Origin of the sequence: Pseudomonas sp. NPDC088414 (assembly GCF_044753325.1) — a bacterium.
Lineage (GTDB): Bacteria > Pseudomonadota > Gammaproteobacteria > Pseudomonadales > Pseudomonadaceae > Aquipseudomonas.
Map to the genome: position 1 here is coordinate 4,657 of NZ_JBIVMY010000007.1, position 24,701 is coordinate 29,357.

Here is a 24,701-nt window from a genome sequence, read left to right on the forward strand (position 1 = left end):
CAACGGCAAACCTCTGGTCACTGGCGGCCTGTTGGCGCTGGTCATCGTGTTCGGCTGGCAGGCTTTTCACAAGTATCAGAGCAACCAGTCGCAAGGCGCTTCGGTGCTCTATCAGCAACTGCTGGAAACCACGCTGACCCCGGACGGCAAGCCTGACGCTGCCCGCGTTGCGGATCTGGCCGGCAAGCTCAACAGCGAATTCGGCGGCACCGCGTACGCGCAGTACGGCAGCCTGTTCGTGGCCAAAGTAGCGGTCGACAGCGGCAAGCTGGACGACGCCGCGACCGAACTCAAAGCCATTGTCGCCAAACCGGCCAACCCGGCGCTGGGCGAAATCGCCCGTCAGCGTCTGGCCCAGGTGCTGGGTGCGCAGAACAAGGCCGACGAAGCCCTGAAACTGCTCGACGGTGATGCCGACAAGGCGTTCCTGGCCACTCGCGAAGAACTCAAGGGTGATCTGCTGGTTCAGCTGGGTCGTACCGACGAGGCGAACACCGCGTATCAAAAAGCCAAGGCGGCACTGTCGGATGAAGCGGCAGTCGGTGGCCTTCAAATCAAGCTCGACGACCTGGCCAAAGGGGATGCGTGACGTGATCCGTTGGAAGCATGCAGCATTGCTGGCTCTGGCCATTCTGGCCGCGGGTTGCAGCAGCAACAGCAAAAAAGAACTGCCACCGGCCGAGCTGACCGACTTCAAAGAAGAAGTGGTTCTGCAAAAGCAGTGGAGCCGTTCGATCGGTGACGGTCAGGGCGAAACCTACAACATGCTGGTGCCGGCGATCGATGGTGACACCATCTACGCCGCCGACGTGACCGGCGTGCTGATGGCCATGGATCGCAGCAATGGCGACGTGAAGTGGAAAAAAGATCTTGAACTGCCTGTCTCCGGCGCCGTTGGCGTGGGTTACGGTCTGGTCACCATCGGTACCCTGAAGGGTGAAATCGTTGCCCTCGACGCCATCAACGGCGAAGAGAAGTGGCGCGCCCGGGTTTCCAGCGAAGTGCTCGCGCCGCCGGCCAACAACGGTGACGTTGTCGTGGTACAGACTCAGGACGATCGTCTGATCGGTCTGGACGCTGCCACCGGCGACCGTCGCTGGACCTACGACAGCACCCCTGCGGTCCTGACCCTGCGCGGCACCAGCGCACCTGTCGTGACCAACCGCCTCGCGGTGGCTGGCCTGTCGACCGGTAAAGTGGTTGCCCTGGACATTTCCAACGGCGTGCCGGTGTGGGAACAACGGGTCGCGATTCCAACCGGTCGTTCGGAACTGGAGCGCGTGGTCGACATCGACGGCGGTCTGCTGCTGTCCGGTGAAACCCTGTACGTTGCCAGCTATCAGGGTCGCGTTGCGGCACTTGATCTGCAGAGCGGTCGCCAACTGTGGCAACGCGATGCGTCGAGCTATGCCGGTGTTGCGCAAGGTTTCGGCAACGTCTACGTGAGCCTGTCTTCGGGCACCGTTGAAGGCGTGGACGAGCGTTCGACCACTGCACTGTGGAGCAACGACTCGCTGGCTCGCCGCCAACTGTCGGCGCCGGAAGTGTTCTCCAGCTACGTAGCCGTCGGTGACCTGGAAGGTTACCTGCACCTGTTGAGCCAGGTGGACGGTCGTTTTGTGGGTCGTGAGCGTATCGACAGTGACGGCCTGCGTGCCCGTCCGCTGGTGGTGGGCAACACGATCTATGTGTATGGCAACAGCGGCAAACTGGAAGCCCTGACCATCAAGTAACAACTATGCTTGGGGTTAACCCCCAAGCGGCCCCGGATTTCCGGGGCTTGCAGCGCTAACCGGCGTTGCCCCGAGCACCAGCCGCTGCCTCGCAGCGGCTTTTGTATTTTCTGAAATAACGAAGTGGAGAGCCGCATGGTTCCCGTAATCGCCCTGGTGGGCCGACCGAACGTCGGCAAATCCACCTTGTTCAACCGCCTGACCAGGACGCGTGACGCCATCGTTGGCGACTTGTCCGGTCTGACCCGTGATCGCCAGTACGGTGAGGCCAAGTGGCAAGGGCGTTCCTACATTCTGATCGACACCGGTGGTATCTCCGGTGACGAACACGGTATGGACGAAAAAATGGCCGAGCAGTCGCTGCTGGCCATTGAAGAAGCGGATGTTGTGCTGTTCCTGGTAGATGCCAAGGCCGGTTTCACCGCCGCCGACCAGATGATCGCCGAACACTTGCGCAAGCGTAACAAGCGTTCCCACGTGGTTGCCAACAAGGTCGACAACATCGACCCGGAGATGGCGCGCGCCGAATTTGCCCCGCTGGGCATGGGCCACGCGATCCCGATCGCCGGTGCCCACGGCCGTGGTATCACTCAACTGCTGGAAGCGGCACTGAGCGATTTCCCGCGTGACGAAGACGAGCCGCAGGAAGGCGAAGAGGAAGAGATCGTCGCCGAAGGCGAGGAAGCCAAGCGCATTCCTGGCCCGAGCGAAAAAGACGGGATCAAGATCGCCATCATCGGCCGTCCGAACGTCGGCAAGTCGACCCTGGTCAACCGCATGCTCGGTGAAGACCGCGTCATCGTCTACGACCAGCCCGGCACCACCCGCGACAGTATCTACATCCCGTTCGAGCGTAACGACGAGAAGTACACGCTGATCGACACCGCCGGTGTGCGCAAGCGCGGCAACAACCACCAAGAAGAAGAAAAAATCTCCGTGGACAAAACACAGCACTAGATAAAATAACCCAACTAGCAGAAATAAGTGATGGACGCCCGCGAAGGCGTGGTCGATCACGACCTCAACCTGCTGGGCTTTGCCCTCGAAGCCGGCCGTGCGCTGGTGATCGCAATCAACAAATGGGACGGCATGACCCCGAGCGAGCGCGACTTTGTGAAGGTCGAGTTGCAACGTCGGCTGTTCTTCGTCGACTTCGCCGACATTCACTTCATCTCGGCGCTGCACGGTACTGGCGTGGGCAACCTCTACGCCTCGGTGCAGAACTCGTTCAAGTCTGCGGTTACCCGCTGGCCGACCAGCCGCCTGACGCAGATTCTCGAAGACGCGGTCAGCGAGCACCAGCCGCCGATGGTCAACAGCCGCCGGATCAAGCTGCGTTACGCTCACTTGGGTGGCGCGAACCCGCCGATCATCGTGATCCACGGTAACCAGATCGAGAAAGTGCCGAAGTCGTATGTGCGCTATCTGGAGAACACTTACCGCCGTGTGCTGAAGCTGGTCGGTACGCCGATCCGCATCGAGTTCAAAGGTGGCGAGAACCCGTACGAAGGCAACAAGAACACGCTGACCGACCGCCAGGTCAACAAGAAGCGTCGCTTGATGTCGCACAACAAGAAAGCCAGCAAGAAGCGCCGCGACAAGAAGTGATCAGGTTGTAGGAATGCTCAACCGCTTCTGTAGGAGCTGGCGAAGCCTGCGATCTTTTGACTTTGCTTTGAAGGCAAGATCAAAAGATCGCAGCCTGCGGCAGCTCCTACAGGGTTCGGCGATAAAGAAGGGTGCCCGGTTGGGCGCCCTTTTTTTATGGGCGCCGGATGGGCTATTCTCGGGCTCTCCCGCGCCGCCGTCAGAGCCGGGTGTAGAGCAGGGAACCCCTCGATGATCACCAGTAAGCTGCCGAATGTCGGCATCACTATTTTCACGCAGATGTCTCAGCTCGCGGCGCAGACCGGAGCCATCAATCTGTCCCAGGGTTTTCCTGATTTCGACGGCCCGCAGTCCCTGCGTGACGCGGTCGGTCGGCATATCGCCAGCGGTCATAACCAGTATTCACCGATGACCGGCCTGCCGGCGCTACGCGAGCAGATTGCGGCGAAGATCGCCCGCAGCTATGGCGTGAAAGTCGATGCCGACAGCGAAGTTACCGTGACGCCGGGCGCGACCCAGGCGATCTTCTGTGCGATTCAGGCGGTTATCCACAGCGGCGATGAAGTCATCGTGTTCGACCCGTGCTACGACAGCTATGACCCGGCGACGCAGTTGGCGGGCGGTCGCTGCGTGCATGTGCAGTTGAACCCGGATGATTTCTCCATCGATTTCGACAAGCTCGCCGCGGCCCTCAGCCCGCGCACGAAAATGATCGTCATCAACACCCCGCACAACCCGAGCGGTGCGCTGATCAGCCGTGCCGAACTGGATCAACTGGCGGAGTTGATCCGTGGTCGCGACATCTATCTGATCAGCGACGAGGTGTACGAGCACCTGGTGTTCGACGGCGTGCCGCATGTCAGCGTGCTGGCCCACGAAGAACTGTATCAGCGCGCGTTCGTGGTCAGCTCGTTCGGCAAGACTTACCACGTTACCGGCTGGAAAACCGGCTACGTGGTGGCGCCACCGGCGCTGACCGCCGAGCTGCGCAAGGTGCACCAGTACGTCAGTTTCTGTGGCGTCACGCCGCTGCAATACGCCTTGGCCGATTACATGGCCGAGCACCCGGAACACGTCGAAGAGCTTCCGGGTTTCTATCAGGCCAAGCGCGACCTGTTCTGCGATCTGCTAGCGCCGTCGCGCTTCACCTTCACCCGCGTCACCGGCACGTATTTCCAGTTGGTCGACTACTCGCAGATCCGTCCTGACTTGAACGACGTCGACATGGCGATCTGGATGACTCGCGAACACGGCGTGGCGAGCATTCCGGTGTCGGTGTTCTATCAGAATCCGCCCGAAGGCCAGCGCCTGGTGCGCCTGTGCTTCGCCAAACGCGAGGAGACGCTGCGTGAAGCAGCGGCAAAACTATGCGTGATCTGAGTGCATTGCCCGATCTCAATCTGGCGCTGATCCAGACCAGCCTGGCCTGGCATGACCGTCAGGCCAACCTCGAGCACTTCGAGGTGTTGCTGGAGCAGGCCCGAGGCGCGGATCTGATCATCCTGCCGGAGATGTTCACCACTGGCTTCTCCATGGAATCGGAAACCCTCGCCGAAGCCGAGCATGGCCCGACCAGCAAATGGATGAAGGCCCAGGCTGCAAAGCTCAACGCGGTGATAACCGGCAGCGTGATCATTCAGGCAGCGGACGGCAGCCATCGCAATCGCCTGCTGTGGGCGCGGCCGGACGGCGAAGTCTGGCATTACGACAAGCGTCACTTGTTCCGCATGGCCGGCGAGCACAACCACTACACCCCCGGCGAGCGTCAGGTGCAGTTCGAACTCAAGGGCTGGCGGATTCGGCCGCTGATTTGCTACGACCTGCGTTTCCCGGTGTGGAGTCGCGACGCGCAGGACACCGATCTGCTGCTGTACACCGCCAACTGGCCGGGTGCACGGCGTCTGCACTGGAACCGCTTGTTGCCGGCGCGGGCGATTGAAAACCTGTGCTACGTGGCCGCGGTGAACCGGATCGGCACCGACGGCAAGGGCTTCGCCTATACCGGCGACAGTCAGGTGCTGGATTTTCAGGGCGAGACGTTGCTGGCGGCGGGGGAGGCGGACGGGGTGTTCAAGGTCGTGCTGGAAGCCGCGCCATTGGCGGCGTATCGCGAGCGCTTTCCGGCGAATCTGGATGCGGATACCTTCGAGTTCACCTGAAAAACAAAGATCGCAGCCTTCGGCAGTTCCTACAGGAGGTACGCTGTCCCGATGTAGGAGCTGCCGAAGGCTGCGATCTTTTGATCCTCAATAAAAAGGCCCCAGAGTTCACACTCCGGGGCCTTTTGCATTTCAGCGAAGGACTTAAGCCGCTTTCGCCTCAGGCTGGCTCAACGAACGGTTCAGCGCACTGAACAGCGCCTTGAAGCTGGCGGTGGTGATGTTTTCATCGATACCCACGCCGTGCACCGCACGCTCGCCATTCACGCGCAGCTCGATGTAAGCCGCTGCCTTGGCGTTGGTGCCCGCGCCGATCGCGTGTTCGTTGTAGTCCATGATTTCCACTGGAATTGGCAGACCGGCCACCAGTGCTTCCAGCGCACCGTTGCCCTTGCCGCGCCAGTGCAGGTTGGTTTCGCCCTGACCCTTGCTCGCCACTTCCACTTCGACGGCGCTGTTGCCGTTTTCTTCCTGCAGGCGATGGCTGACCAGCGCGTACGGGGTGTTGGCTTGCAGGTATTCGCTGATCAACAGCGAGTGGATCTGCTTGGCGGTCATCTCCAGGCCGAGGCGATCGGTTTCCCGCTGCACCACCTGGCTGAACTCGATCTGCATGCGACGCGGCAGGCTGATGCCGTATTCCTGCTCCAGCAGGTAGGCGATACCGCCCTTGCCGGACTGGCTGTTGACACGAATCACCGCTTCGTAGCTGCGACCGATGTCGGCCGGGTCGATCGGCAGGTACGGCACTTCCCACAGGGTATCCGGTTTCTGCTGGGCGAAGCCCTTGCGGATCGCATCCTGGTGCGAGCCGGAGAATGCGGTGTGGACCAGGTCGCCGACGTACGGGTGACGCGGGTGCACCTGGATCTGGTTGCACTCTTCGACGACTTTGCGCACGCCGTCGATGTCGGAGAAGTCCAGCTCAGGGTCAACGCCCTGGGTGTACATGTTCAGTGCCACAGTAACGAGGTCGACGTTACCGGTGCGCTCGCCGTTGCCGAACAGGCAGCCTTCGACGCGATCCGCGCCGGCCATCAGGCCCAGCTCGGTAGCGGCGACGCCGGTGCCACGGTCGTTGTGGGTGTGCAGGCTGATGATCACGCTGTCACGACGGTTGATGTTGCGGCCGAACCATTCGATCTGGTCGGCGTAGACGTTCGGCGTTGCGCATTCAACGGTGGCCGGCAGGTTGAGGATCATCTTGTGCTCAGGCGTCGGGTTCCAGACCTCGATCACTGCGTCACAGACTTCCTTGGCAAATTCCAATTCGGTGGCGCTGAAGGTTTCCGGCGAGTATTCGAACGTCCACTCGGTGTCCGGCTGCATCGCCGCGTATTTGACGAACAGCTTGGCGGCGTTGACTGCGATGGCCTTGATGCCGTCCTTGTCCTGATTGAAGACGATACGACGGAAGGAAGGCGAGGTGGCGTTGTACAGGTGAACGATGGCTTTCTTCGCCCCGCGCAGGGATTCGAAAGTCCGCTCGATCAGGTCTTCACGGCCCTGGGTCAGCACCTGAATGGTGGTGTCGTCCGGGATGTGGCCTTCTTCGATCAGGGTACGCACGAAGTCGAAGTCGGTTTGCGAAGCGGCCGGGAACGAGGCTTCGATTTCCTTCACGCCAACCTGCACGAGGGTTTTCCAGAAGCGCAGCTTCTTCGCCGCGTCCATTGGCTCGATCAGCGACTGGTTGCCGTCACGCAGGTCGGAGCTGCACCAGATCGGCGCGGCGTCGATGGTTTTCGACGGCCAGGTGCGATCCGGCAAGTTGATGACGGGGAACGCGCGGTATTTCGAAGACGGGTCTTTGAGCATGCTCATCGGGAAATTCCTTATTGTCTGGGCCGAAAAGAGGCGGCCTGCCGGTGGAACGAATGTTCGGGGAACAGCTTGGGACGAGGCGCAGCGATTCAGCCCGGCAGTCGTGCGCTGACGAGGCACAGGCTGCGGTGCTGGCGAAGCTGAATAAGGGTGTGAGAGGTTTTCATGCCTTCAACCCTAACCGCGAGGGGAGAGGATGGCAAGCAGTCGAAAAAAATTGAGAGGAATACTCGAAATACCGGATTTTGCAGAATTTTATTGCGTTTAAGTCGGTGGTTCTTATTGATGTTTGCGTGAGGTTAGATTGGGGCGCAATTGATGTTGGTCGGGTGTCAGCAATATTTTCGGATTGGGTAGACCGCATTCGCGGGCAAGCCCGCTCCCACAGTGTCCGTGTCGTACACGAATATTATGTACACCCGAAAAACCTGTGGGAGCGGGCTTGCCCGCGAAGAGGCCCGTGGCCTCAACACCAAATTCAGGGCTGGAATGCCCCAATGAAAATCGCCGGATCCACCCGCGCATCGTTCAAGCTGATGTTCCAGTGCATGTGCGGCCCGGTCGCTCGGCCGGTCGAGCCGACCTTGCCCACAACCGCGCCACGGGCCAGTTGATCGCCGACCTTCACGTCGATTTTCGACATGTGGCAGAACATGCTGATAAAGCCCTGGCCGTGATCGACAAACACCGTGTTGCCGTTGAAGAAGTAGTTGCCGGTGAGAATCACCTTGCCCGCCGCCGGGGTCTTGATCGGCGTGCCCGCCGGCACTGCAAAGTCGAGGCCGGCGTGCGGATTGCGTTCTTCGCCGTTGAAGAAACGGCGTACGCCGAACTTGCTCGACAGCGGCCCGTTGACCGGTTTGTCCAGCAGCAGGTTGCTCGGGGTGTTCGGGCTGAAGCTGCGGTAGGCCTTGATCTGCTCGGCCAGCTCACCTTCGATGCGCTTGAGGTTCGCCGGGTTCGGATTGACCTGCTGAGTGTTCTTCAGGGTGATGTGCTGTTCCGGGTATTTCTTGTTGCCGACGGTGAACGGCAGATTGCGCCCACCGCTGCTGATCTGCTGGCTGCCGGGTTTGACCGTCAGCGGTACGCCGACAATCGCCAGCCAGTTGTTCTGTTCTTTCACCACCAGCACCGGTTTGCCCTGATAGGTGGCTTTTGGTGCCTGCGCGGCGCTGCCCAGATCGACCACCGCCACACCGCCCGGCACCGGTTTGTTCAACAGACGGGTGATGTAACTGTCGGCGTGGGCATTGAAAGTGGTCAGGCACAGCAACAATAACGGAGCGAAAAAACGCGGCATGGATCAGTCCAGTAAAGAAAGGGTGACGGGCGTCAGGTGGTTGTCCTCGACGCGCACTTGCAGTTCGCCTTCGCCCAGTCTGGCCTTCAGGCGCTGGCCGGTGTGGGTTTGCGCTGCACTGCGGATCGCGTGACCGCGCTCATCGAGCAGAATGCTGTAGCCACGGCCGAGGGTCGCCAGCGGGCTGACCACATGCAGCGTCTGCATCTGGCTGTGCAGTTGCAGGCGACGGTTTTTCAGGCCTTCGCGCATGGCGCGCGGCAGGCGTTCGGCGAGGCTGTCGAGGCGTTGGCGCAGCATCGCCAGTTGCCGACCCGGATGCTGCCCGGCGAGGCGGGTTTCCAGACGGATCAGCCGTTCGCGGCGGGTATTGAGCTGGCGCTCGAAGGCGCGGCGCATGCGCATGTCCAGGTCATCCAGGCGTTGCGCTTGCTGGCGCAGGCGTTCGCCGGGGTGGCGCAGACGGCGGGCCATGCCTTCCAGGCGCAGACGATCGCGCATCAGCCGGTCGCGCATGCGCATCACCAGACGCCGGTGCAGGCTGTCGACTTGACGGATCAGGTGGCTCGAATCCGGGGCCAGCAGTTCGGCGGCGGCGGAGGGCGTTGGGGCGCGCACGTCAGCCACGAAGTCACTGATCGACACGTCGGTTTCATGCCCGACGGCGCTGACAATCGGCGTCACGCAGGCATCGATCGCCCGGGCCACGGCTTCTTCGTTGAAGCACCAGAGGTCTTCCAGCGAACCGCCGCCACGGGCGAGGATCAGCGCGTCGAAACCCCGGGCATCGGCCAGTTTCAGCGCGCGGACGATTTGTGCAGTGGCTTCACGGCCCTGCACGGCGGTCGGGATCAGCGTCAGTTGCACCTGCGGCGCCCGGCGGCGGAACACGCTGATGATGTCGCGAATCACCGCGCCGGTCGGCGAACTGATGATGCCGATGCGCTGCGGATGTGCCGGCAGCGGCACTTTGCGTTCGGCACTGAACAGACCTTCGGCGCTGAGCTTTTCCTTCAGTGCATCGAAGGCCAGGCGCAGCGCGCCGTCACCGGCTGGCTCCACGGTATCGAGAATCAGCTGATAGTCGCCGCGCCCTTCGAACAGCGAGACCTTGCCGCGCACCTTCACGGCCAGGCCGTCCTTCAACGCCTGACGCACCCGCGCCGCATTATTGCGAAACAGTGCGCAACGCACCTGCGCACCGCTGTCCTTGAGGGTGAAATACACGTGGCCGGACGCCGGGCGGGCGAGGTTGGAGATTTCGCCTTCGACCCAGATATTGCTGAACACGTCTTCGAGCAACACCCGCGCGCGGCCGTTGAGCTGGCTGACGGTCAGGACTTCACGGTCCAGGCCAAGTCTTGCAAAGGGATCTTTAATCATGGGGCGCAGTTTAAAGCTAATTTCCGACGCAATACACGAATCCCTGTAGGAGCTGCCGAAGGCTGCGATCTTTTGATCTTGATCTGTATGAAAAAGATCAAAAGATCGCAGCCTCGTTTCACTCGTCAGCTCCTACAGGAGGGGATTTGTGAAGGTGTTGATGAAGTGTTGAGTCAGTGGGGTGGGGGGCTGGCGATAGGCGAGGGCGACGGTGCTTTGGCAATCGGGATCGTTCAGCGGCAGAAATCGTACGCCGGGTGGGGCAATGTCCTGCATCGATTCGGGCAACAGGGCGATGCCGAATCCAGCCTGGATCAGCTGCAACTGCGTGGTCTTGCGCGACATCACCCGCGCTGCTTTGGGGAAGAAGCCCTGGCGCATGCACAGGTCGGCACACAGATAGCTGAGGCCGCCGCGCTGTGGATGAGGGATCGATATAAAGGCTTCGTCCTGCAGTTGCGCCAGTTCGACAGCGGCTGAATCGGCCAGTCGATGATCGTTCGGCACCGCCAGCAGCAAGCGCTCGGTGAACAGCGGCACGATCCGAATGCCCTCACGCTGGCGCAAAACGGGCAGACGCAACAGGCCGATGTCCAGACGTCCTTCAGCGAGTTCCTCAAGCTGCGCTTCGGAGGACAGCTTGCCAATGTCCAGCGATACGCCTTGCTGCTGATCGAGATAGGTGCTGATCCGACCCAATAAATGCCCGCTGATCGATACGGTGCTGGAATGACTCAGGCGCAAGGTGCCCAGTTGACCGTTGCCGACTTCGGTCGCCATCGCGCTGGCTTTGTTCAGTTCATTGAGCAGGTTTCTGGCCCGGGGCAAAAAAGCCTCGCCAGCGGCGGTAAGCCGGGGCTGGCGTGCGGTGCGTTCGAACAGCGGGGTCTGCAGGCGGGTTTCCATGTCCTTGATCTGCCGGCTCAGGGCCGATTGCGCGATGAACAGGCGTTCGGCGGCGGCGCTGAAACTGCCGCTGTCGGCGATTTCCACGAAGTAGCGCAATTGACGGGTTGAAAGCACCAGGTATGCCTTTTCGAGATGAGTGGGTGGCTTTGAACATATTAGTCGCAAGCCTTGGCACTGGCTAAAGTCATCTCAGGCTTATAAAGGAAGCGGACTGATGAGCGTGGCGGGGTTGTTGAACGAATGGACGTGGGGCGCGGGTGGCTGGGTGGTGATCGGCTTAGGAATCGCGCTGGCCTATATCGTGTTCGGGATTGCCGGGTTCGGTACCGCACTGGTCGCGGGGCCGATTCTGATTCTGTTCATGCCGCTGTCGAAGATCGTGCCGCTGCTGGTGCTGCTGGATTTCGTCGCGGCGTTCGGTAACCTGCTGCCCTCGCGCCGGGATGTGGCCAAGCCCGAGTTGTTGCGGCTGCTGCCATGCATGGCGGTGGGATGCACGTTGGGGGTGATTTTCCTGCTTAACCTCAAATCCGATCTGTTGTTGCTGTTGATGGGGCTGTTCATCAGCGCCTACGCGGTTTATAGCTTGTGGGTGAAAACCCGGCCGACCCAGCTGTCCGCCGCGTGGGCACTGCCAATGGGTACGGTGGGCGGACTGTTCGGCGCGCTGTTTGGCAGTGGCGGCTTTCTATATGCGATCTATCTCAACAGCCGCCTGCCCAAGGACGCGGCGCGGGCCACGCAAAGTGCGCTGATCAGTTGCAGCACGGTGGTGCGTTTGAGCCTGTTCGCCATCGCCGGGGTGTATGCCGAGCTACCCTTGTTGATGCTGGCGGTCTGTCTGTTGCCGGCCATGGCGCTGGGGCTGTGGATCGGGCGGCGGGTGACCATGAGATTGTCGCGCGAGGCGTTTGTGCGGCTGGTGACGTGGCTGGTGCTGGCGAGCGGGATTGCGTTGATCGGGCGCTACATTATCAGTATGGCCTGAGCACTTGACCGGATTCTGTCAGGGATTAAGCTGCCGGCCTTTAGGGCCCCTTCGCGGGCAAGCCCGCTCCCACATTGGAACGCATATCCCTGTGGGAGCGGGCTTGCCCGCGAAGGCGTCAGAAGCCATACCGCAGGACTTTCCATGAATTCGCAAAGCATCATCGTCCCGAAAATCTCCACCCTGCCGGTCCACGAGCCTAGGGCGCGGGCGATCCTGCGCTGGCTGGTGCGCAAGAATATCGTCAAGGAAGAACTGAGCACCTGCGGCCGCACCGGCAATCGCATGGCGTACGCGATCGCCGATGGCGCGCGCGCCGTGGTGCTGCACCCGCAGGCTTTGCCCTTCGGTGAACCCATCAACGGCCTGGAAATCGTCACCAAGCGCTGCATCTACACCCCGGCCAAGGGCTTTCTCGAAGAGGCCGGTTGCGCCGAGTGCCGCCGCGAAGTCGGCGAAGCGTTGTTCGAGAGCCTGGAAGACTGGTTTCCAGGCCGCACCGACAACTTCACCTGTCCGGAATGCGGGCACGAAGATGACATCAACGGTTTTCTGTTTTTGCAGGAATGTGCGTTTTCCAACCTGGGTTTCATCTTCAACAACTGGCTGGAAGCAGGCTTCAAGCAGAGTTTTATCGATGAGTTCGCCGATTGGCTCGACCAACCTGTCTCTTGGGTCAAGGTGGAGCTGTAGCGGCGGGGGTCTCCGTATATCAGCAACATTGATATTAAGCTGAGTTTTACATTGAACAGCAGGGGGTGTCTGACTATAATGGCGCGCTTCCATTTTCCCGCTCGGGAGCCCCCGCGATGCTGCGTATCAGCCAAGAAGCTCTGACATTCGACGACATTCTCCTAGTGCCCGGTTATTCCGAGGTGCTTCCTAACGAAGTCAGTCTCAAGACCCGCCTTACCCGTGGCATCGAGCTGAACATTCCTCTGGTTTCTGCCGCCATGGACACCGTCACTGAAGCCCGTCTGGCAATCGCCATGGCTCAGGAAGGTGGCATCGGCATTATCCACAAGAACATGACCATCGAGCAGCAAGCTGCCGAAGTGCGCAAGGTCAAGAAGTTCGAAGCCGGCGTCGTCAAGGATCCGATCACCATCGAGGCTGACGCCACGGTTCGTGATCTGTTCGAACTGACCCGCATGCACAACATTTCCGGCGTTCCGGTGCTGCACGATGGCGACCTGGTCGGCATCGTTACCTCCCGTGACGTACGCTTCGAAACCCGTCTGGAAGCCACCGTACGTGAAGTGATGACGCCTAAAGGGCGTCTGGTCACCGTGCGTGAAGGCGCCGACAAGAACGAAGTCCGCGAGCTGCTGCACAAGCACCGCCTGGAAAAAGTCCTGATCGTCGACGACAAGTTTGCCCTCAAAGGCATGATGACCGTCAAAGACATCGAAAAAGCCAAGGCTTACCCGCTGGCCAGCAAGGACGATCAAGGTCGTCTGCGCGTTGGCGCTGCCGTCGGTACCGGTAAAGACACCGGTGACCGCGTTGCCGCGCTGGTCAACGCCGGTGTGGACGTGGTGGTGGTCGACACCGCACACGGTCACTCCAAAGGCGTGATCGACCGCGTTCGCTGGGTCAAAGAGAATTTTCCTGAAGTGCAGGTGATCGGCGGCAACATCGCCACCGGCGCAGCTGCCAAGGCCCTGGCCGAAGCGGGTGCCGATGCGGTCAAGGTCGGTATCGGCCCTGGCTCGATCTGCACCACCCGTATCGTTGCCGGTGTCGGCGTGCCGCAAATCAGTGCCATCGCCAACGTCGCCGCTGCCCTTGAAGGCACTGGCGTGCCGTTGATCGCCGACGGCGGCATCCGTTTCTCCGGTGACCTGTCCAAGGCCATCGTCGCTGGTGCGTCCTGCGTGATGATGGGTTCGATGTTCGCCGGTACTGAAGAAGCGCCGGGCGAGATCGAACTGTTCCAGGGCCGTTCGTACAAGGCGTATCGCGGCATGGGTTCGCTGGGCGCCATGTCCCAGGCGCAAGGCTCGTCCGACCGTTACTTCCAGGACTCCTCGGCAGGCGCCGAGAAACTGGTTCCGGAAGGTATCGAAGGCCGTGTGCCGTACAAAGGCACCCTGACCGCGATCATCCACCAGTTGATGGGCGGTCTGCGTTCCTCGATGGGTTACACCGGCAGCGCCGACATCGAAGAAATGCGTACCAAGCCTGAGTTCGTGCGGATCACCGGTGCCGGTATGGCCGAATCCCACGTTCACGACGTGCAGATCACCAAGGAAGCGCCAAACTACCGTGTAGGTTGAGGCTTCCAGCAAAACATCAAGCAACCGGGGCTGTTTTATTCAGCCCCGAGTTGTTTCTGAATCACGACTGTTTCTGAATTACTTAAGACGAGACTGAATCATGGCCCTCGACATTCACGCTCACCGCATCCTGATCCTCGACTTCGGCTCGCAATACACCCAACTGATTGCCCGCCGCGTGCGCGAGATCGGCGTGTACTGCGAACTGCACCCGTTCGACATGGACGAAGAGGCGATCCGCGAATTCGCCCCTAAAGGCGTCATCCTCGCCGGCGGCCCCGAGTCCGTGCACGAAGCCAACAGCCCGCGCTGCCCACAGGCAGTCTTCGATCTCGGCGTGCCGGTCTTCGGTATCTGCTACGGCATGCAGACCATGGCCGAGCAACTGGGCGGCAAGGTTGAAGGTTCCGAGCTGCGTGAGTTCGGTTATGCCCGCGTTGACGTGGTCGGCAAGAGCCGCCTGCTCGACGGCATCGAAGACCACATCGACGCCGATGGCCTGTTCGGTCTCGACGTATGGATGAGCCACGGTGACAAGGTCACCAAAATGCCGGAAGACTTCCACATCCTGGCCAGCACCCCGAGCTGCCCGATCGCCGGCATGTTCAACGACGAACGCGCTTACTACGGCGTGCAGTTCCACCCGGAAGTGACCCACACCAAGCAGGGCGGCCGCATCCTCTCGCGCTTCGTGCTCGACATCTGCGGCTGTGAAGCGCTGTGGACTCCGTCGAAGATCGCGGAAGACGCCATCGCCAACATCCGCGCACAAGTCGGCACTGACAACGTGCTGCTGGGTCTGTCCGGCGGCGTTGACTCCTCGGTGGTTGCGGCGCTGCTGCACAAGGCCATCGGCGATCAGCTGACCTGCGTCTTCGTCGACAACGGCCTGCTGCGTCTGCACGAAGGCGAGCAAGTGATGGCCATGTTCGCCGAGAACATGGGCGTCAAGGTGATCCGCGCCAACGCCGAAGAGCAGTTCCTCAACAACCTGGCCGGCGAAGCCGATCCAGAGAAGAAGCGCAAGATCATCGGCCGTACCTTCATCGATGTGTTCGATGCCGAATCCTGCAAGCTGGACAACATCAAGTACCTGGCTCAGGGCACCATCTACCCGGACGTGATCGAGTCGGCTGGCGCGAAAAGCGGCAAAGCCCATGTGATCAAGTCGCACCACAACGTGGGCGGCCTGCCGGAAGAGATGAACCTGAAACTGGTCGAGCCACTGCGCGAACTGTTCAAGGACGAAGTCCGTCGTCTGGGTCTGGAGCTGGGCCTGCCGTACGACATGGTCTACCGTCACCCGTTCCCGGGCCCGGGTCTGGGCGTACGCATCCTTGGTGAAGTGAAGAAGGAATACGCCGACCTGCTGCGTCGTGCCGACCACATCTTCATCGAAGAATTGCGCAAGGCCGACTGGTACCACAAAGTCAGCCAGGCCTTCGTGGTGTTCCAGCCAGTGAAATCGGTTGGCGTGGTCGGCGATGGCCGTCGTTACGCCTGGGTCGTGGCCCTGCGTGCCGTGGAAACCATCGACTTCATGACCGCACGTTGGGCACACCTGCCTTACGAACTGCTGGAAACCGTTTCCGGTCGCATCATCAATGAAATCGAAGGCATCTCCCGCGTCACCTATGACGTGTCGAGCAAGCCGCCGGCGACGATCGAGTGGGAGTGATCCCACGCAAGCCGTAAAGGCTTGATCGCTGCAACCGAATAGCCGTGTGAAATCCGTTTCACACGGCTTTTCTGTTTTTGCGTTACAGCGGTTGTGACCAGCCGCCCAGTTGCATACCCAAATCATCCAGTGCCTGCAGCAGCGCTTTCATGCTCGGGTAGCGTTTACCGCTCACCGAAGGCCAGCCGGGACGTTCGATGTAGAAACGTTTGCCTTCGATGCCGATGACGGTTCGCACCAGCTCTCCCGTGCGGCTGCGATGCACAATGAATGTCATGTTGGGTTGCTGCTTGAGGGAGTACATGCCGTAACGAGGCAGCAGGGTCTCGAATTCCGTCATGGTGTGTGCGGTCCAGGGGGTTTCGATTTGCAGGCGCAGGTCGCCTCTGACCAGCGCCGAACGATCATGCGCCGTACCGCCCAGTGGCAGGATTTTCCCCGGATCGACTTCGATGCCCCGCGAAGCCCCTTCGGGGACGTCCTCGACGCGAATGCCGATTGCCTCCTCCAGCTCGCTGACGCCGGCAACCCCTTCAAAAGTGTTGGAGTGAGAGTTGCCCATCAGCGCCACCCATTTGTGCGCGCCGCGTGCGGACTGGTCAGCGCGGATCATCAGGCGGGCGAAATAATTCATCATCTTTTGCCGCGCGGTTTCGTTGCCCAAAGGCAGGTACATGCCGTTGAGCCGGTAACTCGCCATGCAATCGATGGCTTGCACATGAATCCCCTGTTTTCCGGCTTCCTTGACCAACTCCAGAAACGTATAGCGTTCCAGCGGATCGGTCATGTTGCCGACGTCGAGCGCCTTGAGATAGGCCTCGAGTTTTGTCGGCATGCTGCCGGTTTGGAAGAACTCGTCCAGCGCGGCTTGGTGGAAGTCGGTCAGCAGGTGCTCCATGTACAGGCTCTTCACCTGTTTGCTGGCGAGCAATTGCATGTTCTCGATCAGCCATTGTTTGCTGCCGATGGCAGTGTGGCTCTCGCCGAGCACCAGGCCTCGGGCATGTTCAAGGATTTTCCCGATGATCTCTTCGGCTGTCGCGTCTGCCGCCAGGGTTGGCACGGGAGGACGTTCGGGCAGGCGCAAGGTGCTGTAAAAATCCAGCGCGTCGCGATACAGGCGCTTGCGAATGGCCTTGAAGTCGCGATAGGCATCGAACTCGTTCAGGCTGTCATAGACGTCACGCAGGGCTTCGTCATTCAGTCCCGCTGCGCCTTCTTCCAGGTGCGTCTTGAGTGGTGCAGGTACGTCGTATTGCGAAGCGGGCAGTGCGGCCACCGGGCTGCGGCTGCTCGATCCGGCCAGTGCCGACGGCTTGCCACCGCCGCTGAGCCCTGCGCGAGGCATGGTTTCCCATTCACCCTGAGGATTCAGGCGTACCGGGATCGAGCGAGTAAAACCGTGGGGATGCTCGGGATCGATGACCGCCCAGTGTCCGCTGCCATTGATGTCGGTTTCATAGCGTACGTAATAGGCGGTGTCATCCATCAAGATGGCGGTCGAGGGGTTCGAATCGAGCAGATAAATACCCTGGAATTTTCCTGGCTCGCTGACCGGAGTCATCCCGTCCAGCAATTCATTGGCCTGCCAGCTTGGCGGAATGACCGGACGCGGAGCGTCTTCCAGCAGCGTGGCAACGCTGACTTGCGGCCAGCCCATCGGCTTCAGGCCTCTTTCGATCAGCGCCTGTTTCAATTCATCCAGGGAGTCCACAGTCAGCGAGTCCGGGGCCGGGGCAAGCGGGGTGTCAAGATTGAATCGGCCAGCAGGGGTCATTCTGATCACGCTGTCGGCCATGTGGCGCTCGGCATTTCGGTAGACCACCAGCAGGCTGCTGCGGTAGCGCTGAAACGTGAACATCCCCGGTTCCGGCAGCAGTGCTCGCAGGTCCTGTGGGGGGCGGTACGCCCAAGGCGTTTCCACTTGCACCCGCCAATCGCCTTTGATCAGGTTCTGAATGCTGTCGGGGTCACTTAGGCCGCCAGCCAGTTCTTCGACCGGAGAGTCGGGGTAATCGGCGTACTCCACCGCCAGGCCAGGGTCGGAACCGATACTCCGGGCCTGCCCGGGCGCCACATCATCGATACGCACGCTCAAGGCGTCGGTCTGCTCGCTGATGCCTTGATAGCCGCGGAAGGCGCTCATGTTTTCCTGATTGACCAGCGCCACCCATTTGCCCGGACCATTGAGTTCCTGATGAAAGCGGATGACCTCGCTGGCGAAAAAGCTGCGCGCCATCTGACTGTTGGGCACGGGCTGCATTGAGTCTTTGTTGATGTTGTATGTGCTCGACAGGTCGATCGCCTGAATCCGAATACGTTGGGCGTTGGCGGCTTTGATCAAGGCCATGAGATTGAATTTGCCATCCGGGTCATTGCCGGCCCTGAAGTCGATTCGGCTCAGATAGTTTTGCAGTTCCTCGGACATTTCCCCGGTGCGGGCGAAAGCATCCAGATCCAGTTGATTGACGTTGGCCAGCAGTTCTTGCAGATACAGGGTCTTCACACCGTTGCGGGCAAGATTGGGCATGTCTTCGATGAGCAGTTTCTTGCTGCCGATACTGCCCCGGCTTTCGCCGATGACCAGCCCGGGTTTTTCCGACAGTGCGGACTCGAGCAGCTCGCTCGGGCTGGCGACGGGAGCCGGCGTCGTGAGCGGCGGGCGTGGAACAGGCGGATGCAGTTCGTACCAGGCAGTGGCATCGCTGATCAGCGTCGCACGCGGTTGCTCCTGCGCCAGATCAAACTCGCTTAACGAGATGACCTCATGTGCAGTCGGAATGAGTGCATTGCCTGCTTCGGTTTCGGGTCGGATCACACTGTGCATGTCGATGCCTCCCAGCGTCCAGGCCCGACGGAACTGGCCTTGCAGATCCGGGCCGCCGAGCGCCCAGGCGCGCATCGCCGGATCATCGAGTCCAGGCACATGGATGCCGGGTGTCTGCGCCCACTGTTCGACTGCGGGTTCACTGGCTGCGCCTGCACCCGCGATCATGGGCGCATCACTACCGCCGCGAAGCCCCGGTCTGGGCGCAACTTCCCAGTTTCCTTCGGCGTTCATCCGGACGGGAATCGAACCTGAAAATGCCTCGGGCCGGGTCGGATCGATGATTGCCCACGTGCCACGACCGTTGATGTTTTGCTCGAAGCGTACGTAGTAGGCATTGTCGTCGAGCACGATCGCGGACGACGGATTGGACGCCAGTCTGTGGATACCACGGAATTTTCCGGGATCGTTGATCAGCGTGTCCTCACCCAAGACCCGGTTGATCCTGAACGACTCCGGTATGCCCGGGTGGGGAGTCGCGGGCGAATCGGGCAGGGGTACTGATTGCGGCGTCACCGGCTGCGGATTTTTCGGCTGACTTTCAATCAGGTCAGCCATCTCTGTCGCTTCGGCAGCATCAATCTGCGGGCCAACTTCCTTCAGCGATCCGGGGCCTTTGAGCACCAACAGGTTGAACAGCATGTCGATGCCGCTGAGGACTGCGCCGAGAATCCCGGCCTTGCGCTCGGCGGCGGTTTTGCCATTGACCGCCTGATCGATGTTCAGCCCCATGTTGGCAATGCTGGCGCCGATCACCGGCAATGCAATTGGCCAGCCGATCACGGCCATTGGCCCGAACACCTTGACCCCGGCGCTGAGATAGCCGATCCACAGCTGCTTGCGCAGGTCACCGTTGGAGGTCAGGGACAGGCTGGCCTCGGCAAACATCGCCGTGCGGGTCGAATCACTCAGCCAGATGAAGGCGTCACCGCTGACCGCGCGGTTGTCCTGATTGATCAGCGAGTGATCGTAGCGGCCCCATGTCGCCACCAGGCGATTCATCAGGTCACCAAGGCTGGCGTTGATCTGCTGCCGGTCGGCCAGCGAGAAATGCGCAAGGAATGTCTCGCGCGCCGCAGGTGTGTTCATCCGCTGCAGGATCCAGAAGTGCAGGTCGGTGACGGTTTCCACTACTTGAAAGGCATCGGTTTCACCGGGCAGGTAAAGAATCTGCCGACCCTTGGGCGCGACGAAACGCAGGACGTTGATCGCGGCGTAACCGGCAAGGTCCAGCGTGCGTACGCTGCTCGTGCAAGCATGTCGAGCCTGCAGCGTTGACAGGCTGACTGGCCAGGTCAGCGGGCCGATCACCGCTTGCGTGACGAACAGGAAGTCCTCGTCACTCAATTGGCGTTTGTCCCGCGCCTGCAGTGCTTTGATCAGAAAGTTGCACTTGGCCAGGGTACGAAAGTCGCTGCCGCTGGTGTTCCAGAATGCGTTCAGTTGAGCGTCGTACAGGGCGCTGAAATCGATGCTCCAGAAGTCCTTGAGCACGTCGTTGCCGTGCAGGCGCACTTCATTGCGTTCATCGAAGGTGCGGGCATCGGGACCGGCAGTGTAGAAACCGCCATAGACGTCGAGCAGGTCGGCGTTGTCCTGATCGGCGACGCGGAAGCGGTGAATCACCAACTGGGTCAGGGTCATGCTTGAAGTGGGCGTGGCGTGCACATGCTCCCAGCCGGTGAAGGCTTTCGAACTGCTTTGCGAGGCGTCGAAGCGGTGGAAATACACGTGATCCGGGTCGAGGCCGTGGACCTGGTATTTGATCAGCAAGTCGCTGGCGACCTGTCGAGCGGCGTCCTGCAGGCTCGGGCAGGTCTGGATGACGGTGGCGGCAATCGCCTTGAGCGCGGCCTTGTCGGCGGCGTTGGGCATCGGGTTGGGCATGTGTTTGGGCTCTCTGTCCTTGAGAAACGGGTGGCACAGGATGGCCCGGCTGTTCAATGCATGTGCACTACATAGTTATGTCACCTGAGCAGTCGAAATCGTGTACGCGCGAGGCGCAACTGCGTCCATCCGCCGCGCTGCCCTTACTGTTTCGCAATTGCAGGTGTATCGTATTTGCCTTTTGCGGGCCCGGTGCCCGAAGCAGATACGTGAGGTAGTTGAGTTCATGTCCTTTACCCGTCGCCAAATCCTCGGTGGCCTGGCCGGTCTTGTTGTCGTTGGAGTCGGAGCGGGAGGCGCGTCGCGCTACTGGCTGGGCAAGATGGCCGATGCTGACGCGGGCCACGACTACGAGCTGATCGCGGCGCCACTGGACGTCGAGCTGGTGCCGGGACACAAGACCGAAGCCTGGGCGTTCGGCCCGTCGGCGCCGGGCACGGAGTTGCGGGTGCGTCAGGGCGAATGGCTGCGGGTGCGCTTCATCAACCATCTGCCGGTGGCGACCACCATTCACTGGCATGGCATCCGTCTGCCGCTGGAGATGGACGGCGTGCCGTACGTCTCGCAATTGCCGGTGCTGCCCGGTGAATACTTCGATTACAAATTCCGCGTGCCGGACGCCGGCAGCTACTGGTATCACCCGCATGTCAGCAGCAGCGAAGAGCTGGGACGCGGACTGGTCGGGCCGCTGATCGTCGAAGAGCGCGAACCGACCGGTTTCAAGTACGAAAAGACCCTGAGCCTGAAGAACTGGCACATCGACGAGCAAGGCAATTTCGTCGAGTTCAGCATTCCTCGCGAAGCGGCACGTGGCGGCACGGCGGGGCGGCTGTCGACCATCAACGGCGTGCCATCGCCGGTGATCGAGTTGCCGGCGGGGCAGATCACCCGGGTGCGTTTGCTCAACCTCGACAACACCCTGACGTATCGCATCAACATCCCCGGCGTCGAAGCGCAGATCTATGCGCTGGACGGCAACCCGGTCGAGCCGCGCCCCTTGGGCAAGGAATACTGGCTGGGGCCGGGCATGCGTATCTGCCTGGCGATCAAGGCGCCACCGGCCGGTGAAGAATTGTCGCTGCGCAACGGCCCGGTACGCCTGGGGACTCTGCGCTCGGTGGCCAATAACGATGCACCGACCGAGTGGCCGAAAGCCTTGCCCGCCAACCCGGTGGCCGAGCCGGATCTGGCGAATGCCGAGAAACTCAACTTCAATTTCGAATGGGTCGGTTCGGTGTCGGTCAACGTCGACAACGGCAAGCCGCCGAGCCTGTGGCAGATCAACGGCAAGGCCTGGGACATCAATGACAAGACCTGCGCCGATCGGCCGATTGCCAGTCTGAAGCTGGGCCAGAGCTACATCTTCGAACTGAAGAACATGACCCAGTACCAGCACCCGATCCACTTGCACGGTATGAGTTTCAAGGTGATTGCGTCGAACCGGCACAAGATCACGCCGTACTTCACCGACACGTATCTGCTGGGCAAGAACGAGCGTGCACAAGTGGCGCTGGTGGCGGATAACCCGGGGGTGTGGATGTTCCACTGCCACGTGATCGATCACATGGAAACCGGCCTGATGGCCGCCATCGAGGTGAAGTGATGCGCCAGATTCGCCCCGCCGCGATCATCGACCGTAGTCGTGACCGCGATTTCATGCGCGAAGCCCTGGCCCTTGCCGAGCAGGGCGCGGCGCTGGGCGAAGTGCCCGTCGGCGCGGTGCTGGTGCAGGACGGCGCGATTGTTGGTCGCGGCTTCAACTGCCCGATCACCACCAGCGACCCGAGTGCCCACGCGGAAATGGTCGCGATCCGCGCCGCCGCTCAGGCCATCAATAACTATCGCCTGCCGGGCAGCACGCTGTACGTGACGCTGGAGCCGTGCAGCATGTGCGCCGGGCTGATCGTGCATTCGCGGATTGCCCGTGTGGTGTATGGCGCGCTGGAGCCGAAGGCCGGGATCGTGCAGAGTCAGGGACAGTTCTTTACCCAGGGCTTTTTGAATCACCGGGTGTTGTATGAGGGCGGGGTGCTGGCCGAAGAGTGTGGCGCGGTGCTGACCGAGTTCTTCCGTGCTCGCCGAGCAAAAACCACTGAATAAACACCACCCCCAACTGTAGGAGTGAGCCTGCTCGCGATAGCGGTCTGACATTCAACATTGCTTTGACTGTCAGACCGCTATCGCGAGCAGGCTCACTCCTACAAGGTTATGCGGTGTTTGAGAGGCTTACTTACGGGCCACAATCACCGCCCGCATAGGCGCCGGCAGCCCTTCGATAGTCTTGCTGTGATCCTCGGGATCAAGGAAGTCGCTCAACGATTGATACTTCATCCACTCGGTACCACGCTGTTCTTCAACGGTGGTGGTGCTGACGTCCACACACTTCACATCGGTGAACCCGGCGCGGCGCAGCCATAATTCCAGCGCCGGCACCGATGGCAGGAACCACACGTTGCGCATCTGCGCGTAGCGATCTTCCGGTACCAGCACTTGATGCTTGTCGCCTTCAACCACCAGCGTTTCCAGCACCAGTTCGCCGCCCTTGACCAGGCAATCCTTCAGCGCCAGCAAATGCTCGATCGGCGAACGCCGGTGGTAGAACACACCCATCGAAAACACTGTGTCGAAGCCTTCGAGGTTCGGCGGCAGGTCTTCGAACGGGAATGGCAGGTGCCAGGCATTCGGCTCGGACAGATAACGCTGCACGGCCTGGAACTGGCAGAAGAACAGCCAGTTCGGATCGACGCCGATCACGCTGTCGGCACCGGCGCCGAGCATGCGCCACATGTAGTAGCCGTTGCCGCAACCGACATCGAGGATGCGTTTGCCCTTCAGATCCAGATGCGGGGCGACCCGCGACCACTTCCAGTCCGAGCGCCATTCGGTGTCGACGTGTACGCCGAACAGGTCGAACGGCCCCTTGCGCCACGGCGACAGGCCCATCAGCGCGGTGCGCATCTGCGCGCGGGTTTCGTCGTCGCAGTCGGTGTCGAGTTTCAGGCCGTTGAGCAGATCGACTTCAGTCGGCTGGAGTTTCGGCAACGCGTCCAGCGCGCTCTGCCAGCGCTCCAGATCGCCGTGACCTTTCTCCATTTTCTTGTCGAGTTGCCCTTGCAGGGTGTTGGCCCAGTCGGCCAGCGGGCTACCGGCCAGACGGCGGGCGAGGGGGGACAGATCAATCATGGCAAGGCAATCAACGAGGCAAAGTTAAGACACTGGAACCACGGCACGACTTTCGAGAACCCGGCGGCCAGCAGGCGTTCGCGGTGTTCTTCGAGGCTGTCGGGCTTCATGACGTTTTCGATGGCGCTGCGCTTCTGGGCGATTTCCAGTTCGCTGTAGCCGTTGGCGCGTTTGAACGCGACGTGTAGATCAGTGAGCAGCGCGTGTTCTACGGCATCGTTGAAGCGCAGCTTCTCCGACAGAATCAGCGCGCCGCCGGGCAGCAGCGACTGGCGGATACGCGAGAGCAACGCAGTGCGCTGCTCGGGGGCGATGAATTGCAGGGTGAAGTTCAGCGCCACCACCGAGGCCGGTTTGAACTCGAGCGCGAGAATGTCGCCTTCGATCACTTCGACCGGCAGTAACTCCTGGAACATCGAATCCTGACCATTGAGGTATTCACGGCAGCGTTCGACCATCGCCGCCGAGTTATCCACCGCGATCACCCGGCAACCGTCGGTGCGCACATGACGGCGCAGGGCCTGAGTCACGGCGCCGAGCGAAGCACCGAGGTCGTACAGCACGCTGTTCGGTTGTGCGAACTGCGCCGCCAGCACGCCGAGGTTTTCGACGATGGTCGGATAACCCGGCACCGAGCGCTTGATCATGTCCGGGAACACCCGCACCACGTCCTCGTTGAAGGCGAAGTCAGGCACCTGGGCCATCGGCTGGGCGAAAATGCGATCGGGTTCTTTGCTCACGGCGGTTCCGGCGGTGTCGGTGGAAAAGGCCGGCATTTTAGCCAAACTGGAGCTGGGATGCTTGGGTTGTCTGATAAAGCGCCGCAAGCAAGCCTTAAGCACACACCTGTGGCGAGGGAGCTTGCTCCCGCTCGGCTGCGCAGCAGTCGCAAAACCTGATTACCGGATATACCTGCAGTATCTCGTGTGGCGATTTTGGG

General features: G+C 60.9%; 17 protein-coding genes and 1 pseudogene. 11 read left to right on the forward strand and 7 right to left on the reverse strand.

The features are described from left to right. From ACIP8I_RS09475 to ACIP8I_RS09495, 5 genes and pseudogenes are all read left to right on the forward strand, one after another. Nucleotides 1-589 (forward strand): tetratricopeptide repeat protein (locus ACIP8I_RS09475; RefSeq protein WP_400760506.1); only part of this gene is annotated, 589 nt, incomplete at its 5' end. Further along, the gene (bamB, locus tag ACIP8I_RS09480) at nucleotides 582-1,733 is read left to right on the forward strand and encodes an outer membrane protein assembly factor BamB (protein ID WP_027612133.1); all 1,152 of its coding nucleotides are present in this window, start codon (nucleotides 582-584) and stop codon (nucleotides 1,731-1,733) included. The genes ACIP8I_RS09475 and bamB, both read left to right, overlap by 8 nt. A gap of 135 nt (nucleotides 1,734-1,868) precedes the next feature. Then, nucleotides 1,869-3,341, forward strand: a pseudogene (der, locus tag ACIP8I_RS09485) (ribosome biogenesis GTPase Der). A gap of 231 nt (nucleotides 3,342-3,572) precedes the next feature. Beyond that, entirely contained in the window at nucleotides 3,573-4,721 is a 1,149-nt protein-coding gene (locus ACIP8I_RS09490) for a pyridoxal phosphate-dependent aminotransferase (RefSeq protein ID WP_400760508.1), read from the forward strand. Next, nucleotides 4,709-5,500 (forward strand): amidohydrolase, encoded by a 792-nt coding sequence (locus ACIP8I_RS09495; protein WP_007964443.1) that lies wholly within the window; start codon nucleotides 4,709-4,711, stop codon nucleotides 5,498-5,500. The genes ACIP8I_RS09490 and ACIP8I_RS09495 overlap by 13 nt, the downstream gene beginning before the upstream one ends. Before the next feature lie 144 nt (nucleotides 5,501-5,644). On the opposite strand, the gene leuA is transcribed toward ACIP8I_RS09495, so the two are convergent. The 4 genes from leuA to ACIP8I_RS09515 form a co-directional block, all read right to left on the reverse strand. Then, on the reverse strand, nucleotides 5,645-7,324 hold the full coding sequence (gene leuA, locus ACIP8I_RS09500; RefSeq protein ID WP_042608332.1) for a 2-isopropylmalate synthase: 1,680 nt from the start codon (nucleotides 7,322-7,324) through the stop codon (nucleotides 5,645-5,647). Nucleotides 7,325-7,802: 478 nt separating this feature from the next. Beyond that, nucleotides 7,803-8,627, reverse strand: coding sequence for a peptidoglycan DD-metalloendopeptidase family protein (locus tag ACIP8I_RS09505; protein ID WP_007964447.1), 825 nt, complete (start codon nucleotides 8,625-8,627; stop codon nucleotides 7,803-7,805). A 3-nt stretch (nucleotides 8,628-8,630) separates the two neighbouring features. Further along, nucleotides 8,631-10,010, reverse strand: coding sequence for an exodeoxyribonuclease VII large subunit (xseA, locus tag ACIP8I_RS09510; protein WP_400760511.1), 1,380 nt, complete (start codon nucleotides 10,008-10,010; stop codon nucleotides 8,631-8,633). Nucleotides 10,011-10,142: 132 nt separating this feature from the next. Beyond that, the gene (locus tag ACIP8I_RS09515) at nucleotides 10,143-11,033 is read right to left on the reverse strand and encodes a LysR family transcriptional regulator (RefSeq protein WP_400760514.1); all 891 of its coding nucleotides are present in this window, start codon (nucleotides 11,031-11,033) and stop codon (nucleotides 10,143-10,145) included. A 100-nt stretch (nucleotides 11,034-11,133) separates the two neighbouring features. On the opposite strand from ACIP8I_RS09515, the gene ACIP8I_RS09520 reads away from it, so the two are divergent. From ACIP8I_RS09520 to guaA, 4 genes are all read left to right on the forward strand, one after another. Continuing rightward, nucleotides 11,134-11,907, forward strand: coding sequence for a sulfite exporter TauE/SafE family protein (locus tag ACIP8I_RS09520; RefSeq protein ID WP_400760516.1), 774 nt, complete (start codon nucleotides 11,134-11,136; stop codon nucleotides 11,905-11,907). Between the two features lie 144 nt (nucleotides 11,908-12,051). Continuing rightward, nucleotides 12,052-12,600, forward strand: a complete 549-nt coding sequence (locus ACIP8I_RS09525) for a sugar ABC transporter ATPase (RefSeq protein ID WP_007964454.1) — start codon at nucleotides 12,052-12,054, stop codon at nucleotides 12,598-12,600. 116 nt (nucleotides 12,601-12,716) lie between these two features. Further along, nucleotides 12,717-14,186 carry an IMP dehydrogenase gene (gene guaB, locus ACIP8I_RS09530; RefSeq protein WP_400760518.1) on the forward strand — a complete coding sequence of 490 codons (1,470 nt, stop codon included), beginning with the start codon at nucleotides 12,717-12,719 and terminating at the stop codon, nucleotides 14,184-14,186. Nucleotides 14,187-14,286: 100 nt separating this feature from the next. Continuing rightward, nucleotides 14,287-15,864: a glutamine-hydrolyzing GMP synthase gene (gene guaA, locus ACIP8I_RS09535; protein ID WP_003227864.1), complete on the forward strand. Its 1,578-nt coding sequence runs from the start codon at nucleotides 14,287-14,289 to the stop codon at nucleotides 15,862-15,864. A gap of 82 nt (nucleotides 15,865-15,946) precedes the next feature. Here the strand turns inward: guaA and ACIP8I_RS09540 are convergent, their stop codons facing one another. Continuing rightward, a complete protein-coding gene (locus ACIP8I_RS09540) occupies nucleotides 15,947-20,578 on the reverse strand; it encodes a membrane-targeted effector domain-containing toxin (protein ID WP_400760520.1) in 4,632 nt (1,543 codons plus the stop codon). A gap of 226 nt (nucleotides 20,579-20,804) precedes the next feature. Between ACIP8I_RS09540 and ACIP8I_RS09545 the strand changes: the two genes are divergently transcribed. Then, complete coding sequence (locus tag ACIP8I_RS09545) at nucleotides 20,805-22,181, forward strand: multicopper oxidase family protein (protein ID WP_400760521.1); 1,377 nt, start codon at nucleotides 20,805-20,807, stop codon at nucleotides 22,179-22,181. Then, nucleotides 22,181-22,678 carry a tRNA adenosine(34) deaminase TadA gene (gene tadA, locus ACIP8I_RS09550; RefSeq protein ID WP_400760523.1) on the forward strand — a complete coding sequence of 166 codons (498 nt, stop codon included), beginning with the start codon at nucleotides 22,181-22,183 and terminating at the stop codon, nucleotides 22,676-22,678. Before ACIP8I_RS09545 ends, tadA begins: the two co-directional genes overlap by 1 nt. Nucleotides 22,679-22,804: 126 nt before the next feature. Here the strand turns inward: tadA and cmoB are convergent, their stop codons facing one another. Together cmoB and cmoA are read right to left on the reverse strand one after the other, a co-directional pair. Then, the gene (cmoB, locus tag ACIP8I_RS09555; RefSeq protein WP_400760525.1) at nucleotides 22,805-23,761 is read right to left on the reverse strand and encodes a tRNA 5-methoxyuridine(34)/uridine 5-oxyacetic acid(34) synthase CmoB; all 957 of its coding nucleotides are present in this window, start codon (nucleotides 23,759-23,761) and stop codon (nucleotides 22,805-22,807) included. Then, entirely contained in the window at nucleotides 23,758-24,537 is a 780-nt protein-coding gene (gene cmoA, locus ACIP8I_RS09560) for a carboxy-S-adenosyl-L-methionine synthase CmoA (protein WP_400760527.1), read from the reverse strand. The genes cmoB and cmoA overlap by 4 nt, the downstream gene beginning before the upstream one ends. Nucleotides 24,538-24,701: the final 164 nt, after the last annotated feature.